Origin of the sequence: Arthrobacter sp. zg-Y750 (assembly GCF_020907365.1) — a bacterium.
Classification (GTDB): Bacteria; Actinomycetota; Actinomycetes; order Actinomycetales; family Micrococcaceae; genus Arthrobacter_B.
Window position 1 is genome coordinate 57,275 of the sequence record NZ_JAJJOC010000002.1, and the last position, 14,584, is coordinate 71,858.

Below are 14,584 nucleotides of genomic sequence, written 5' to 3' on the forward strand. Positions count from 1 at the left end.
CTAAAGCCTAGCCCTCGGCAATGACCATTGCTGTAGCCACGTCACCGTCATGGCTGAGCGAGAGGTGCCAGGTGCGCACGCCCTTGCCCGCTGCCACGGCGGCCACGGTTCCGTCGATCTGCAGCTGCGGAGCACCGGCCGGATCCAGCCGGACCTGGCAGTCCTGCCAGTTCATGCCGGCCGGAGCCCCCAGCGCCTTGGCCACGGCTTCCTTGGCGGCGAAACGGGCCGCCAGGGAGCGGAGGTTCAGTTCCCGCTCCGCCGGCGCAAACAGCCGTGCCCGGAGCCCGGGCGTGCGTTCAAGCTGCCGCCCGAAGCGCGGCACGTCCACAACGTCGACGCCGATTCCAATAATCACGCAGCAGCTCCCTATTCCACGGTGACGGACTTGGCAAGGTTGCGCGGCTGGTCCACATCGAAGCCCTTGGCCGTGGCCAGTTCGCAGGCGAAGATCTGCAGCGGCACGGTGGTCAGCAGCGGAGCCAGCAGCGTGGGCGTTTCCGGCACGTAGAAGATGTGCTCGGCGTAGGCCTTGACCGCGTCGTCGCCCTCTTCGGCGATGACGATGGTCTTGGCGCCGCGGGCACGGATCTCCTGGATGTTGGAGACCACCTTCGCGTGCAGGGAGTCCCGTCCGCGGGGTGAGGGGACTACCACGAAAACGGGCTGGCCTTCCTCGATCAGGGCGATCGGACCGTGCTTGAGCTCACCGGCAGCGAATCCCTCGGCGTGGATGTACGCCAGTTCCTTCAGCTTCAGGGCGCCTTCCATGGCGACCGGGAAACCGACGTGCCGGCCGAGGAAGAGCACCGAACCGGTATCCGCCATCAGCTGCGCGAGGTCCTTGATCTGGCCGGAGTTGTCCAGCACCTGCTGGATCTTGTCCGGGATCTTGGCCAGGTCGGCCAGGATGTCCTTGATCTCGCCCTGGAACTTGTTGCCGCGGATCTGGGCCAGGTACAGGCCCAGCAGGTACGCCGCGGTGATCTGGGCCAGGAACGCCTTGGTCGATGCGACGGCAATTTCCGGTCCGGCGTGCGTGTAGAGCACGGCGTCGGATTCACGCGGAATGGTGGAGCCGTTGGTATTGCAGATGGCCAGGACCTTGGCGCCCTGTTCCTTCGCGTAGCGCACGGCCATGAGGGTATCCATGGTCTCGCCGGACTGGGAGATGGCCACGATCAGCGTGTTGGAGTCGACGATGGGGTCGCGGTAACGGAACTCGTGGCTGAGTTCCACCTCCACGGGGATCCTGCACCAGTGCTCGATGGCGTACTTGGCAACCTGCCCGGCGTAGGCAGAGGTGCCGCAGGCCAGGACCATGATCTTGTTGACGGCCTTCAGGTCCTCGGGGCTGACGCGCAGCTCGTCCAGGGTCAGGCGGCCGTCGGCGTCGGAACGTCCCAGCAGGGTGTCGCCGACTGCCTGCGGCTGGTCGTTGATTTCCTTCTCCATGAAGGAGTCGTAACCGCCCTTTTCAGCGGCTGCAGCGTCCCAGTTCACGTGGAACTCGGTGCCTTCGGCGGGCTTCCCGAAGAAATCGCTGATATCCACGGAGTCCGGCGTGATGGTCACAACCTGGTCCTGGCCCAGTTCAACGGCCCGGCGGGTGAAGTCAATGAAGCCGGACACATCCGAGCCCAGGAAGTTCTCACCCTCGCCCAGCCCGACGACGAGCGGGGAGTTGCGGCGGGCTGCCACCACGGTGCCGGGGGAATCGTTGTGCACTGCCAGCAGGGTGAAAGCGCCTTCCAGGCGCTGGCAGGCAAGCTGCATGGAACGGGTCAGGTCCCCGCCGCCCTCGCCGCGGTAGATCGAAGCGAGCAGTGCCGCCGCTACCTCGGTATCGGTTTCGGACACGAACACGGCGCCGGCGGCCAGCATCTCGGACTTGAGCTCGGCGAAGTTCTCGATGATCCCGTTGTGGATCACGGCCAGGCGGCCGTTGTCCGCCAGGTGGGGGTGCGCGTTTTCATCACTCGGGCCGCCGTGGGTGGCCCAGCGGGTGTGGCCGATTCCGGTGGTGGCGGCCGGCAGCGGAGCAGCCTCGAGTTCGGCCACCAGGTTGGCCAGCTTGCCGGACTTCTTGCGGTACTCAATGCCCAGGGGGGTCAGGACAGCTACGCCCGCCGAGTCATAGCCGCGGTATTCAAGCCGCCGCAGGCCTTCCATCACAACGTCGAGGGCCCCGTGGCCGGCAGTTTCAGTACCGCTTACGGCACCCGGGCGGCCTGCATATCCAATAATTCCACACATACCCATAAGAGTACCGGCAGGTGGTCGCAGTGCTGAAAACCCGGACGGGCTGCCCGCGCTGCGCGGCGGGATCCGCCGCCGCGGCCGTTTGGGAATGCAGGCGCTTCAGGGCAGAATTCCTAGGGTGACAGAACGCCATGCGAAGCCCTTTCCCGACCACTCCCCCGAGGGCAGTGTCACTCCCTTTGTTGAGCTGGACCGCAAAACCTGGTCACGGCTCTCACATGAGATCCGGTCCCCTCTGAACCAGGATGACATCCTGCGCCTGCGCGGGTTGGGCGACCAGCTGAACCTCGAGGAGATCCGCGAGGTCTACCTGCCCCTGTCCCGGCTGTTGAACCTTTACGTCGCGGCCGCCGGGCGCCTGCACAGCGCCACCACCACGTTCCTGGGTGAAAAGACCACGCGCACTCCCTTCGTGATCGGTGTCGCCGGGTCCGTGGCGGTGGGAAAGTCCACCACGGCGCGCGTGCTGCGCGAGATGCTGCGACGGTGGCCGGAGACGCCGAACGTGGAACTGATCACCACCGACGGTTTCCTCTATCCCAATGCGGAGTTGGAGCGCCGGGGGCTGATGCAGCGCAAGGGCTTCCCGGAGTCCTACGACCGCCGCCGGCTGCTGCGCTTTGTCAGTGCGGTGAAGAGCGGCGCCGAGGAGGTGCGGGCGCCGAAGTACTCGCACCTGACGTACGACATCGTGCCGGACGAGGAAGTGGTGGTTCGCCGCCCGGATGTGCTGATTGTCGAAGGCCTGAACGTCCTGGCACCGGCACGCACCCGGGCGGACGGGCGGGCGGGCCTGGCCCTGAGCGACTTCTTCGACTTTTCCATCTATGTGGACGCCCGCACGTCCTACATCGAGGAGTGGTACGTCCAGCGGTTCCAGTCGCTGCGCAGCGGGGCCTTCGCGGACCCGGCGTCGTACTTCCACCGGTACGCCGGGCTCACGGACGAGCAGGCCCGTGCCACCGCCCTGGACATCTGGAAGCGGATCAACGAACCGAACCTGGTGACAAACGTCCTGCCCACGAGGGGCCGCGCCCAGTTGGTACTGACCAAGGACGCGGACCACTCAGTGACGCGGATGCTGCTGCGTAAGACGTAGGTCCGGCGGGCCGGAAAGCTAGACGGCGGCGCCGGCGTTCAGCGCCAGGTTGGCTTCCACGGCATCGGCCAGGCGGCGGGCCGTTGCGGAGGCAGTGCCCGTGTCGGCCGCTTCCACCATGACCCGGACCACCGGCTCCGTGCCGGAGGGACGCAGCAGCACGCGGCCCGTCTCCCCCAGCTCTGCCTGCGCCTGGGCCACGGCCTGCCGGACGGGTTCATTGCTTTCGACGGCGGACTTGTCCACGCCCTTGACGTTGATTAGAACCTGCGGGAGCTTCTCCATGACGCCGGCCAACTGCTTCAGGGTGCGGCCCGTGCGTGCCACCTGGGCGGCCAGCTGCAGCCCGGTGAGCACGCCGTCGCCGGTGGTGGCGTATTCGGAGAAGATCACGTGTCCGGACTGCTCGCCGCCGAGGCTGTAACCGCCGCTGCGCATGCCTTCGAGCACGTAACGGTCGCCGACTCCGGTCTCGATAAGCGCGATGCCGGCTTCGCGCAGCGCCAGCTTCAAGCCCAGGTTGCTCATGACGGTGGCCACAAGGGCGTTGTCCTTGAGCTTGCCGGCTTCCTTCATGGCCACGGCCATGATGGCCATGATCTGGTCCCCGTCCACCACGTTTCCTTCGTGGTCAACTGCCAGGCAGCGGTCGGCGTCGCCGTCGTGGGCAATGCCCAGGTCCGCACCGTGCTCCACAACTGCGGCCTGCAGCTGCTCCAGGTGGGTGGAGCCGTAGCCGTCGTTGATGTTGAGGCCGTCCGGCTCTGCTCCGATAACCACTACCTCGGCCCCGGCGTCGGCGAAGACCTGCGGGGAGCAGCCGCTGGCGGCACCGTGCGCGCAGTCGAGGACAACTTTGAGACCTTCAATCCGGTTGGGCAGGGTCTGCAGCAGGTGGACCACGTAGCGGTCCTCGGCGTCGGCGAAGCGGTGGATGCGTCCCACTTCGCTGCCGGTGGGGCGCAGGCTGGGGCGGGACATTTCCGCCTCGATCTCGTCCTCGACGGCGTCATCCAGCTTCTGCCCGCCGCGGGCCAGGAACTTGATGCCGTTGTCGGGGGCGGCGTTGTGGGATGCGGAAATAACGACGCCGAAGTCGGCGCCGAGGTCCGCCACCAGGTACGCGGCGGCCGGGGTCGGCAGCACGCCTGCATCAAAGACGTCTACGCCCGAGCTGGCCAGCCCTGCCTCCATGGCAGCGGAAATGAAGTCACCGCTGATCCGCGGGTCGCGTGCGACCACTGCCACCGGACGCCGGCCCTCGCCCACGCGGCGGTGGCCGAGTACGACAGCGGCGGCCTGGGCGAGCCCCATGGCCACTTCGGCGGTGATCAGCCCATTGGCCAGTCCACGGACACCGTCCGTTCCAAACAATCTAGTCATTGCGTATCCTCAAGCAGGTTGTAGCCACAGCGGGTAGCCGCACACGGGCAACTTACTGCCCCATTCTGCCACCGGTGCGGTCCCGACTCCGAAACGGGCACCCCGATAGGGCCCCCGGCGCGGCTAAAAACACGCGTGGGGGTAATCCGCCCCACCTCTGCCGCGGGCTCCCGTGACGCACAAAAAGGCAGCCGCCGCAGCGACTGCCTTTTTGTGCAATAGAACCCTGACCGGCGCTTCTGTAACGAAGTGTTCCGGGCGCTTGTGGAGCCAAGCGCCAAAAAGCGCCGAGGGCCCCAAACTGCATTCGCTCCAGCGAATGCAGTTTGGGTAGGCGCTTTTTAGCGCTTGGAGTACTGCGGGGCCTTGCGGGCCTTCTTGAGACCGGCCTTCTTGCGCTCGATGACGCGGGCGTCACGAGTCAGGAAGCCTGCCTTCTTCAGGGCCGGGCGGTTGTTCTCGCGGTCGATCTCGTTCAGCGAGCGGGCAACGCCGAGGCGCAGCGCACCGGCCTGGCCGGAGGGGCCACCGCCGTGGATACGGGCGATGACGTCGTAGGCGCCTTCGAGGTCAAGAAGCTTGAACGGCTCGTTGACTTCCTGCTGGTGCAGCTTGTTCGGGAAGTAGTCTTCGAGCTCGCGGTCGTTGACGATCCACTTGCCGGTACCCGGGACAACGCGCACGCGGGCAATGGCCTGCTTGCGGCGTCCGACGGCGGAGCCGGGGACGGTCAGGGCGGGGCGTTCCTTGACTGCGGTCTGGACCGAGTCAGAGGATTCCGAGGTGTAGCTGGTGAGCTCCTCGGTGTTTTCATTCAGCTCTTCAGTGTTCTGAGCCACGATTCTCCTTGAATTAATTCTTTAGTTGGCGGGCCAGAACTACTGGGCGACCTGGGTGATTTCGAAGGTCTTGGGCTGCTGAGCGGCGTGCGGGTGCTCGGCACCGCGGTAGACCTTCAGCTTGCTGATCTGGTCAGCAGCCAGGGAATTCTTGGGCAGCATGCCGCGGATGGCCTTCTCAACTGCGCGCACCGGGTTCTTTTCCAGCAGTTCGGCGTAGTTGACGGAGGACAGGCCGCCCGGGTAACCCGAGTGGCGGTAGGCACGCTTCTGTTCGAGCTTGGCGCCGGTGAGGGCAACCTTCTCAGCGTTGATGATGATGACGAAATCGCCCATGTCCATGTGGGGAGCAAAGGTCGGCTTGTGCTTTCCGCGCAGCAGTGTTGCGGTCTGGCTGGCAAGACGGCCTAGGACAACGTCGGTGGCGTCAATGACGTGCCACTGGCGGTTGATGTCGCCGGGCTTCGGGGTGTACGTACGCACGGTGTTTGCCTTCGTTTCTTCTTCTTAGGTGGCGCGCTGGCCATGGTGCCATGGACAGTGCAGCTTCTCTATGCGTTACCGGATGGTCAGGTGAGGACTGAAGTAACCAGTGGTCCTGATATCTCGGCTATTTCCCCGGGGCCAGGTGGCTCTGCAACTGAGCCGCTCCCGTGGGCATAGGCCTATCGAGGTAGGACACGCACAACGACTATAAACAATAGCCTGCTTACGTAGGTTGGTCAAAAGCTGCCGCAGTGCCGGGATATGGGATTTGCCCTCATTTTACGACGGCTGCCCGCCGCGGCGCTATTCGCGGTGTGCCCGGGTCAGTTCCGCCCGGCCGGCGAGTTCCGCATCTGCCGGGTAGCGGACCTCTTCCAGGACCAGCGGATGGGGCGGCGCGAGGAGCGATTTCGAGTCCCGGATCCTGGCGGCGAGGCGGTCGGCGAGCCACTGCGGACGCCGCTCCCCCGATCCGACGAGCAGGGAGCCGCCTACCAGCGAGCGGACCATGTTGTGGCAGAACGCGTCCGCCTGTATGTGGGTGGTGATCACCCCGTCGGCGCCGCGGCTGAAACTGAACTCCTGCAGTTCACGGATGGTGGTGGAACCGGTGCGCGGCTTGCAGAAGGAAAGGAAGTCCCGGATCCCCAGTACCCCGTCCGCTGCTTGGTTCATCAACCCGATGTCCAGGGGTGCCTTGAACCAGAGGGTGGTGTGCCGTGACAGCGGGTCCCGGTTCTCGGGAAGGTCACATATCCGGTAGCTGTACCGCCGCCAGAGGGCCGAGAAACGGGCGTCGAATCCTGCCGGGGCCGGGACTGCCGACAGTACCTCCACGGCGCCGCCATGGGCATCTATTGCGCGCCGCTGCTGGCCGGCCTCCCGCGCCGCCATTGTCAGCTCCTTGTTCAGCACTCCGTGCAGCCTGCGCCGCAGGGAGACGCCCGGATCCAGGTCCCTTCCGCGGGCCAGTCCGTACCATTCCGCGGCAGTGAGATCGAAGTGCACCACCTGCCCGCGGGCATGCACGCCGGCGTCGGTCCGCCCCGCTACGGTAATACGGACCGGCCGGCGCAGCAGTACTGCCAGGGCATCCTCCACGAGGCCCTGAACGGTCCACAGGCCTGGCTGGGCGGCCCACCCGGAGAAGGGCGCCCCGTCATAGGCAAGGTCCATCCGGACGCGGAAAGGCCCGCCGTCCGGTTCAGGGAGGGCGGGCCTTTCAAGAGTCATAGCACCCATATTAAGGGCACCGGGACGTCAGCGAAGAATTACTTCTTCTCTTCGGTCTCCACGACTGCTTCGGGTGCTTCTTCGGAAACAACGACTGCCTCGTCAGCAGAATCGGCAGACTCTGCTGATTCAGCAGACTCAGCCGAATCGGCGGACTCTTCGACCGGAGCCGGAGCGGCTACGGCAGCTGCGGTGTTGGCCTCGGCCACAACCGACTGCTTGGCCGAAAGCGGTTCCAGGACCAGTTCGATGACAGCCATGGGAGCGTTATCGCCCTTGCGGTTGCCGATCTTGGTGATGCGGGTGTAACCGCCGTCGCGCTTCGCCACTGCCGGAGCAATATCGGTGAAGAGCTCGTGGACGATGCCCTTGTCGGAGATCAGGGCCAGGACGCGGCGGCGTGAGGACAGGTCCCCGCGCTTAGCGAACGTGATCAGGCGTTCTGCGTAGGGACGCAGACGCTTGGCCTTGGTCACCGTGGTGGTGATCTGCTTGTGCTCGAACAGCTGCGCGGCAAGGTTGGCCAGCATCAGGCGCTGGTGTGCCGGGCTGCCTCCGAGGCGCTTACCCTTGGTGGGTGTAGGCATTACATTTTCTCCTCAAACGGTGCCGTACGGTGCTTTCAAAGCCCGCCGGCAAGAATTTGCTTCAGTTAGAGCTCGTCGTCCGAGTATTCGGACTCGTCCTCTTCAATAGCTGCGGCACGGGCGGCCAGGTCGAACCCGGGAGGGGAATCCTTCAGGGACAGACCCAGTTCAACCAGCTTTGCCTTCACCTCATCGATGGACTTCGCGCCAAAGTTGCGGATGTCCATCAGGTCAGCCTCGGAGCGGGCAACGAGTTCACCCACCGTGTGGATGCCTTCGCGCTTGAGGCAGTTGTAAGAACGCACGGTCAGCTCGAGGTCTTCGATCGGCAGGGCCATGTCGGCTGCCAGTGCGGCATCCGTGGGGCTCGGGCCGATTTCGATACCTTCAGCGGCGGTGTTGAGTTCACGTGCCAGGCCGAACAGTTCAACCAGGGTGGTGCCGGCAGAGGCGACGGCGTCGCGCGGTGCAATGGCATCCTTGGTCTCAACGTCAACGATCAGGCGATCGAAGTCGGTGCGCTGTTCAACACGGGTGGCCTCCACGCGGAAGGTCACCTTCAGGACCGGCGAGTAAATGGAGTCGACCGGGATGCGGCCGATCTCCTGGTCACCGGACTTGTTCTGGCTGGCCGACACGTAGCCGCGGCCGCGCTCGATGGTCAGTTCGAGTTCGAACTTGCCCTTCGAGTTCAGGGTGGCGATGTGCAGGTCGGGGTTGTGGAACTCCACGCCGGCCGGCGGAGCGATGTCCGCAGCCGTCACCACGCCGGGGCCCTGCTTGCGCAGGTACGCCACAACGGGCTCGTCGTGCTCGGAGGAAACCGAGAGGTTCTTGACGTTCAGGATGATCTCAGTGACATCTTCCTTGACGCCGGGAACCGTCGTGAACTCGTGCAGCACGCCGTCAATCCGGATGCTGGTTACAGCGGCACCGGGGATGGAGGAGAGCAGGGTACGACGGAGGGAGTTACCGAGGGTGTAACCGAAACCGGGCTCCAGGGGTTCGATGATGAACCGTGAGCGGTTATCGGCTACGACTTCTTCAGTGAGGGTAGGGCGCTGTGCAATGAGCACTTGCATTTCCTTTCAGCGAGCATCCGCTATATGACGCAACACAAATGGTGGAAACGACGACGACGGGTCTTCCGCGGGCGTCTTGGACGGCTAACAGCCACGTGCCCGGGACCGGTGGGCCTCCGGCGGGCCGGCCACCGAAGTGGCCTGCCCGCCGGGGGAACCGGAACCGAATGACTGATTAGACGCGGCGGCGCTTCGGGGGACGGCAGCCGTTGTGCGCGCTCGGGGTGACGTCCTGAATGGAGCCAACCTCCAGGCCGGTGGCCTGCAGCGAACGGATGGCGGTCTCGCGACCGGAGCCCGGGCCCTTCACGAAGACGTCGACCTTGCGGACGCCGTGCTCCTGTGCGCGCTTTGCAGCGGCTTCAGCAGCCATCTGAGCAGCGAACGGGGTGGACTTACGGGAGCCCTTGAAGCCAACCTCACCGGCGGAAGCCCATGAGATAACAGCACCGGACGGGTCCGTGATGGACACGATGGTGTTGTTGAAGGTGCTCTTGATATGCGCCTGGCCGAGCGCGATATTCTTCTTATCCTTGCGACGCGGCTTGCGGACCGCTCCACGAGTCTTGGGGGGCATTACTTCTCCTACAAAGAGTTTGGTTTAGGTGGCCCGGATTCGGGCCGTGGCCGTAAGACCGCTGTTTAGCGGCCGGCCTTCTTCTTACCGGCAACGGTGCGCTTCGGGCCCTTGCGGGTACGAGCGTTGGTCTTCGTGCGCTGACCGTGGACGGGCATGCCACGACGGTGGCGGATACCCTGGTAGCTGCCGATCTCGACCTTGCGGCGGATGTCGGCGGCCACCTCACGGCGGAGGTCACCCTCAACCTTGAAGTTGCCCTCGATGTAGTCACGCAGCTGAACGAGTTCAGCGTCGGTGAGGTCCTTGACGCGAGTTTCCGGGCTGATGCCGGTCTCTGCAAGGGTCTGCTCTGCACGGGTCTTGCCCACGCCGTAGATGTAGGTAAGCGCAATCACTACCCGCTTTTCGCGGGGAATGTCAACGCCAGCGAGACGTGCCATATCGGCGGTTCTCCTTTGGTTATTACCGGAGGTCTGAAGCAGTGCGTCCCTGTTGCCAGGTCCCCGGCCTCCGTACCGGGGGTATGCGTCACGCGTATTGACGCTGCACTGCCATATTCAATTAACTACGCGTGGGCTGATCCCTGTGTAAGGGGCCCTCTTGCCGCTGCCCTTGCAGGCCTCGGCGGAAGAGCGGCTGATTAGCCCTGGCGCTGCTTGTGGCGCGGGTTCTCGCAGATCACCATGACTCGACCGTTACGGCGAATCACCTTGCACTTATCGCAGATCTGCTTGACGCTCGGCTGTACCTTCATGGTGTTCCTTTGCGTGGTTGCAGGGTTGAGCTTCAACGTGGGGCAGGCCGGCTGGGCCGGTCCGCCGTCCGTCTTTGCAGCGGTTTATTTGTAGCGGTAGACGATCCGACCCCGGGTGAGGTCGTACGGGCTAAGTTCCACTACAACGCGGTCTCCTGGGAGGATGCGAATGTAGTGTTGACGCATCTTTCCCGAGATGTGTGCGAGCACAATGTGGCCGTTGGCCAGCTCAACGCGGAACATCGCGTTGGGCAGGGCTTCGTTGACCGAGCCCTCGATCTCAATGACGCCGTCTTTCTTGGCCATATCCTCCGCTAACGTCTGTGCCCCCGGCCTGAGCCGGGAACGGTTTTCGATTGTGGTTCCCCTACCTGTTCCGCAGACCGCTTCCGCTGCACAGGGCATCGAGGGCGGGTATTCCGGGCACGAATGTAGAGACAACCAACAGATAACTCTACGGGAAGAGGACCCATAAGTTAAATCGCTCCACCTGTCCAGTCCGAATCCTGCCTGGACAGCCGATGCTCCCCTACGAGAGCAGGCCCCGTTCCAAACCGGAACGGGGCCTGCATGGGCAATGGATCGCCCGCTACGGGATGGGAACCGGAGTGACGCCGAGCGGCTCAAGCCTGGAGGCACCGCCGTCGGGCGCGGTCAGCACCCAAATACCCTTTTCGTGAATTGCCACGGAATGCTCCCACTGGCTGGACCGGCTGCCGTCTTCGGTGATTACGGTCCAGTCATCATCCAAGGTGCGGGTGGTGATCTTCCCGCGGACCAGCATCGGTTCGATGGCCAGGCACATTCCCGGGCGCAGCTTCGGACCGTTGTGGCCGGTGCGGTAGTTCAGCACATCCGGGGCCTGGTGCATTTCGGTGCCGATGCCGTGGCCGACATAGTCCTCCAGGATCCCCAGCCGCTTGCCGGGTACCCCGCTGACGTAGTCATCCACGGCTGCTCCGATATCCCCCACGAACCTGCCCTTGGCGGCTGCGGCGATGCCGTGCCACATGGCTTCCTCGGTGACGTCGGAGAGCCGCTGGTCCTCGGGGTCTGCGGTACCCACAATCACGGTGCGTGCCGAGTCCGAGTGCCACCCGCGGACCACGGCGCCGCCGTCGATGGAAATGATGTCGCCGTCCTGCAGCACCCGGTCCCCCGGGATGCCGTGGACAACTTCTTCGTTCACCGACGTGCAGACCGTGGCCGGGTAGTCGTGGTAGCCCAGGAAATTGGAGGTGGCTCCCTTTTCCCGCAGGACCCCCGCGAATACTGCGTCGATCTCGCGGGTACTCACGCCCACATCGGCGGCCTTGACGGCGGCGTCAAGCGCGGAGATCAGCACGAGGCCGGCTTCGCGCATGATGCGCATCTGTTCATTTGTCTTGTACTGGATCCGGGGCTGGCCGAACATGTGTCTTCTAACTTCCTAGCGGATAACTCTTTGGCGCTGCCTGGCATTCGCCACGTGCCGGATGTGTCAGCGCAGGTCCTTCAGCGCGTCCATGACCCGCTCCGTGACCTCGTCGATGGCGCCGAGGCCGTCCACGCGGGTGACGATCCCCCGGTCTTCGTAGCGGGCAACGACGTCGGCCGTCTGCTGCTTGTAGAGGTCCAGCCGGTGGCGGATGACGTCTTCGGTGTCATCGCTGCGGCCTTCAAGCTCGGCCCGCTTGAGCAGCCGCGCCACCAGTTCGTCGTCGTCGGCGGTCAGCAGCAGCACGGCGTCGAGCTTCTGGCCGTTGCCTGCCAGGATGTCGTCCAGTTCCTCGACCTGCGCCACAGTGCGCGGGTAACCGTCCAGCAGGAAACCGCGCTCGACGTCGTCCTCCTGCAGGCGGGTGCGGACCATGCCGTTGGTGACGCTGTCCGGGACGAAGTTTCCGGCGTCGATGAACTTCTTGGCTTCTACGCCCAGGGGCGTGAGCTCCTTGACGTGGGAGCGGAAGATGTCTCCGGTCGATATTGCCGTGACACCGAGGCGGTCCGATATCCGGGCGGCCTGAGTTCCTTTACCGGCCCCGGGAGGCCCGATAATGAGCATTCTTGTCATCGCAATAACCCTTCGTAGTGACGTTGCTGGAGCTGCGCGTCAATTTGCTTAACCGTTTCCAGTCCCACACCAACCATGATGAGGATTGACGTTCCGCCGAACGGGAAGTTCTGGTTGGCTCCAACAACGACCAGAGCAATCAGCGGGATCAGGGCGACAAAGCCCAGGTACAGGGCGCCGGGCAGCGTGATCCGGGAGAGCACGTACTGCAGGTACTCGGCGGTGGGGCGGCCGGCCCGGATGCCGGGGATGAAGCCGCCGTATTTCTTCATGTTCTCCGAAACCTCGTCCGGGTTGAACGTGATGGAGACGTAGAAGTACGTGAAGAAGACGATCAGGAGGAAGTAGACCGCCATGTAGAGCGGGTGCTCGCCGCTGACCAGGTGGTTGTTGATCCACACGACCCAGCCGGCAGGCGAGCCGGTGCTGGGGGTGTTGAACTGCGCGATCAGCGTGGGCAGGTACAGCATGGAGGACGCGAAGATCACGGGGATCACGCCGGCCATGTTGACCTTGATCGGAATGTAGGTGTTGGTGCCGCCCACTGTGCGCCGCCCGACCATGCGCTTGGCGTACTGCACCGGAATACGGCGCTGGGACTGCTCGACCAGGACCACCAGGGCCACTACGAGGATGCCGATGCCAAGCACGCCGAGGAACACGGTCCAGCCCTTGGACGTGATGATGGCGCCGAGGGCGCTGGGGAAGGACGCTGCGATGGAGGTGAAGATCAGCAGCGACATGCCGTTGCCCACGCCCTTCTCCGTGACCATTTCGCCCATCCACATGATGACGCCGGTTCCGGCGGTCAGGGTGATGATCAGCAGGAGGATCGTGACGATGCCCTGGTCAGGAATGATGTCGTACGGGCACTGGTTGCCAAACAGGGCACCCGTGCGCGCCAGGGAAACCACCGTGGTTGCGTTCAGCAAGCCAAGGGCGATGGTCAGGTAGCGGGTGTACTGCGTCAGCTTCGACTGGCCCTGGGCGCCTTCGTCATGCAGCGCCTGGAAGTGCGGAATGACCACGCGCAGCAGCTGCACGATGATGCTCGCCGTAATGTACGGCATGATCCCGAGCGCAAAGATGGAAACCTGCAGCAGGGCGCCGCCGCTAAAGAGGTTGACGAATTCATATATGCCACCCGAGGTGGCACCCAGATCCAAGCACTGCTGCACATTGCCGTAGTCAACACCCGGGGCCGGGATAAAAGCACCCATGCGGAAGATAGTGATGATACCCAGCGTAAACAACAGCTTGCGTCGCAGGTCTGGCGTCCGGAAAGCCCGGCCAATAGCGCTAAGCAAGCGTCCTCCTGAAGTTTGGAAAGTCCCATGCGGACTTGTGACAGAAACAGAGTCTAGCCGCTCCGACCCCGTACTGCGTTAACGGCGTACGGGGCGCGGTAGTTGCGTTAAACAGAACTGAACTCCCGGCGGACCGTTCGCCGGCCCGCCAGGAGTTCAGGGGTGAAACATGGGATCGTGCACCCCTCCCCTGCCGGCACGCTCGGTGCGTCCGGCCGGGGAGGGAAACAGGCCCGCCACGGAAGTCTTAGACCTCGGTGGTGGATCCGCCTGCTGCGGCGATCTTTTCTGCAGCGCTGGCGGAGAAGGCGTTGGCGGAGATATCAACCTTGACGGTGATATCGCCGGAGCCGAGAACCTTCACGGGCTGGTTCTTGCGAACCGCACCCTTGGCAACCAGTGCTTCGATGGTCACGGCGCCGCCTTCGGGGAACAGCTCCGAGATCTTGTCCAGGTTTACAACCTGGAACTCGACCCGGAACGGGTTCTTGAAGCCGCGCAGCTTCGGCAGGCGCATGTGCAGCGGAAGCTGCCCGCCTGCGAAACCGGCCTTGACCTGGTAGCGGGCAGCCGTACCCTTGGTACCGCGGCCTGCCGTCTTACCCTTGGAACCTTCACCGCGGCCAACGCGGGTCTTGGCCGTCTTGGCACCGGGTGCCGGACGCAGGTGGTGGACCTTCAGAGTCTTGATTTCTTCGGGCATGTTACTTCGCCTCCTCAACCTTCACGAGGTGCGGAACCGTGTTGATCATGCCAACGGTCACGGCGTCTGCAGTACGGACGACGGAGTCGCCGATGTGCTTCAGGCCCAGTGAACGCAGCGTGTCGCGCTGATTCTGCTTACCACCGATGGTGGACTTAATCTGAGTGATTTCGAGCCGCGCCGAGCTAACGGCGACGTTCTTCGGAGTCGTCATCA

18 protein-coding genes are annotated in these 14,584 nt (G+C 64.1%); 1 reads left to right on the plus strand and 17 read right to left on the minus strand.

What is annotated here, in order from left to right; all coding sequences use genetic code 11:
* Positions 1 to 7: 7 nt before the first annotated feature.
* Both LOC57_RS01250 and glmS read right to left on the minus strand, forming a co-directional pair.
* Positions 8 to 358 (minus strand): holo-ACP synthase, encoded by a 351-nt coding sequence (locus LOC57_RS01250; RefSeq protein WP_227912822.1) that lies wholly within the window; start codon positions 356 to 358, stop codon positions 8 to 10.
* An 11-nt stretch (positions 359 to 369) separates the two neighbouring features.
* Positions 370 to 2,256 carry a glutamine--fructose-6-phosphate transaminase (isomerizing) gene (gene glmS / locus LOC57_RS01255; protein WP_227912821.1) on the minus strand — a complete coding sequence of 629 codons (1,887 nt, stop codon included), beginning with the start codon at positions 2,254 to 2,256 and terminating at the stop codon, positions 370 to 372.
* A 124-nt stretch (positions 2,257 to 2,380) separates the two neighbouring features.
* Here glmS and coaA point away from each other — a divergent pair, with 124 nt between their 5' ends.
* A complete protein-coding gene (gene coaA / locus LOC57_RS01260; protein WP_442860699.1) occupies positions 2,381 to 3,361 on the plus strand; it encodes a type I pantothenate kinase in 981 nt (326 codons plus the stop codon).
* An 18-nt stretch (positions 3,362 to 3,379) separates the two neighbouring features.
* On the opposite strand, the gene glmM is transcribed toward coaA, so the two are convergent.
* The 15 genes from glmM to rpmD form a co-directional block, all read right to left on the minus strand.
* Positions 3,380 to 4,744, minus strand: coding sequence for a phosphoglucosamine mutase (gene glmM / locus LOC57_RS01265; protein WP_227912819.1), 1,365 nt, complete (start codon positions 4,742 to 4,744; stop codon positions 3,380 to 3,382).
* 341 nt (positions 4,745 to 5,085) lie between these two features.
* The gene (rpsI, locus tag LOC57_RS01270; RefSeq protein ID WP_227912818.1) at positions 5,086 to 5,583 is read right to left on the minus strand and encodes a 30S ribosomal protein S9; all 498 of its coding nucleotides are present in this window, start codon (positions 5,581 to 5,583) and stop codon (positions 5,086 to 5,088) included.
* A 39-nt stretch (positions 5,584 to 5,622) separates the two neighbouring features.
* On the minus strand, positions 5,623 to 6,066 hold the full coding sequence (rplM, locus tag LOC57_RS01275; protein ID WP_146361130.1) for a 50S ribosomal protein L13: 444 nt from the start codon (positions 6,064 to 6,066) through the stop codon (positions 5,623 to 5,625).
* A 306-nt stretch (positions 6,067 to 6,372) separates the two neighbouring features.
* Complete coding sequence (locus LOC57_RS01280; RefSeq protein ID WP_227912817.1) at positions 6,373 to 7,302, minus strand: tRNA pseudouridine synthase A; 930 nt, start codon at positions 7,300 to 7,302, stop codon at positions 6,373 to 6,375.
* Between the two features lie 38 nt (positions 7,303 to 7,340).
* Positions 7,341 to 7,889 (minus strand): 50S ribosomal protein L17, encoded by a 549-nt coding sequence (gene rplQ, locus LOC57_RS01285; protein ID WP_229957665.1) that lies wholly within the window; start codon positions 7,887 to 7,889, stop codon positions 7,341 to 7,343.
* Positions 7,890 to 7,954: 65 nt separating this feature from the next.
* Positions 7,955 to 8,965 carry a DNA-directed RNA polymerase subunit alpha gene (locus LOC57_RS01290; protein ID WP_227912815.1) on the minus strand — a complete coding sequence of 337 codons (1,011 nt, stop codon included), beginning with the start codon at positions 8,963 to 8,965 and terminating at the stop codon, positions 7,955 to 7,957.
* A gap of 181 nt (positions 8,966 to 9,146) precedes the next feature.
* Positions 9,147 to 9,548 (minus strand): 30S ribosomal protein S11, encoded by a 402-nt coding sequence (gene rpsK / locus LOC57_RS01295; RefSeq protein ID WP_049829160.1) that lies wholly within the window; start codon positions 9,546 to 9,548, stop codon positions 9,147 to 9,149.
* A gap of 65 nt (positions 9,549 to 9,613) precedes the next feature.
* Complete coding sequence (rpsM, locus tag LOC57_RS01300; RefSeq protein WP_146361124.1) at positions 9,614 to 9,991, minus strand: 30S ribosomal protein S13; 378 nt, start codon at positions 9,989 to 9,991, stop codon at positions 9,614 to 9,616.
* Between the two features lie 200 nt (positions 9,992 to 10,191).
* Positions 10,192 to 10,305 (minus strand): 50S ribosomal protein L36, encoded by a 114-nt coding sequence (rpmJ, locus tag LOC57_RS01305; protein WP_012397712.1) that lies wholly within the window; start codon positions 10,303 to 10,305, stop codon positions 10,192 to 10,194.
* An 84-nt stretch (positions 10,306 to 10,389) separates the two neighbouring features.
* A complete protein-coding gene (gene infA / locus LOC57_RS01310) occupies positions 10,390 to 10,611 on the minus strand; it encodes a translation initiation factor IF-1 (RefSeq protein ID WP_055239372.1) in 222 nt (73 codons plus the stop codon).
* Positions 10,612 to 10,894: 283 nt separating this feature from the next.
* On the minus strand, positions 10,895 to 11,719 hold the full coding sequence (gene map, locus LOC57_RS01315; protein WP_227912814.1) for a type I methionyl aminopeptidase: 825 nt from the start codon (positions 11,717 to 11,719) through the stop codon (positions 10,895 to 10,897).
* 66 nt (positions 11,720 to 11,785) lie between these two features.
* Positions 11,786 to 12,358 (minus strand): adenylate kinase, encoded by a 573-nt coding sequence (locus LOC57_RS01320; RefSeq protein ID WP_227912813.1) that lies wholly within the window; start codon positions 12,356 to 12,358, stop codon positions 11,786 to 11,788.
* Complete coding sequence (secY, locus tag LOC57_RS01325) at positions 12,355 to 13,665, minus strand: preprotein translocase subunit SecY (RefSeq protein WP_227925090.1); 1,311 nt, start codon at positions 13,663 to 13,665, stop codon at positions 12,355 to 12,357. The genes LOC57_RS01320 and secY overlap by 4 nt, the downstream gene beginning before the upstream one ends.
* A gap of 247 nt (positions 13,666 to 13,912) precedes the next feature.
* Positions 13,913 to 14,368, minus strand: coding sequence for a 50S ribosomal protein L15 (gene rplO / locus LOC57_RS01330; RefSeq protein WP_227912811.1), 456 nt, complete (start codon positions 14,366 to 14,368; stop codon positions 13,913 to 13,915).
* Between the two features lies 1 nt (position 14,369).
* Positions 14,370 to 14,582: a 50S ribosomal protein L30 gene (gene rpmD, locus LOC57_RS01335; RefSeq protein WP_227912959.1), complete on the minus strand. Its 213-nt coding sequence runs from the start codon at positions 14,580 to 14,582 to the stop codon at positions 14,370 to 14,372.
* Between the last annotated feature and the right edge of the window lie 2 nt (positions 14,583 to 14,584).

Excerpts from the sequence above, each read along its gene's own strand:
- glmS (WP_227912821.1), bottom strand. The coding sequence starts at position 2,256 with ATGTGTGGAATTATTGGATATGCAGGCCGCCCGGGTGCCGTAAGCGGT.
- glmM (WP_227912819.1), bottom strand. The coding sequence starts at position 4,744 with ATGACTAGATTGTTTGGAACGGACGGTGTCCGTGGACTGGCCAATGGG.
- LOC57_RS01280 (WP_227912817.1), bottom strand. The coding sequence starts at position 7,302 with ATGACTCTTGAAAGGCCCGCCCTCCCTGAACCGGACGGCGGGCCTTTC.
- rplQ (WP_229957665.1), bottom strand. The coding sequence starts at position 7,889 with ATGCCTACACCCACCAAGGGTAAGCGCCTCGGAGGCAGCCCGGCACAC.
- rpsK (WP_049829160.1), bottom strand. The coding sequence starts at position 9,548 with ATGCCCCCCAAGACTCGTGGAGCGGTCCGCAAGCCGCGTCGCAAGGAT.
- rpsM (WP_146361124.1), bottom strand. The coding sequence starts at position 9,991 with ATGGCACGTCTCGCTGGCGTTGACATTCCCCGCGAAAAGCGGGTAGTG.
- rpmJ (WP_012397712.1), bottom strand. The coding sequence starts at position 10,305 with ATGAAGGTACAGCCGAGCGTCAAGCAGATCTGCGATAAGTGCAAGGTG.
- infA (WP_055239372.1), bottom strand. The coding sequence starts at position 10,611 with ATGGCCAAGAAAGACGGCGTCATTGAGATCGAGGGCTCGGTCAACGAA.
- map (WP_227912814.1), bottom strand. The coding sequence starts at position 11,719 with ATGTTCGGCCAGCCCCGGATCCAGTACAAGACAAATGAACAGATGCGC.
- LOC57_RS01320 (WP_227912813.1), bottom strand. The coding sequence starts at position 12,358 with ATGACAAGAATGCTCATTATCGGGCCTCCCGGGGCCGGTAAAGGAACT.
- rplO (WP_227912811.1), bottom strand. The coding sequence starts at position 14,368 with ATGCCCGAAGAAATCAAGACTCTGAAGGTCCACCACCTGCGTCCGGCA.
- rpmD (WP_227912959.1), bottom strand. The coding sequence starts at position 14,582 with ATGACGACTCCGAAGAACGTCGCCGTTAGCTCGGCGCGGCTCGAAATC.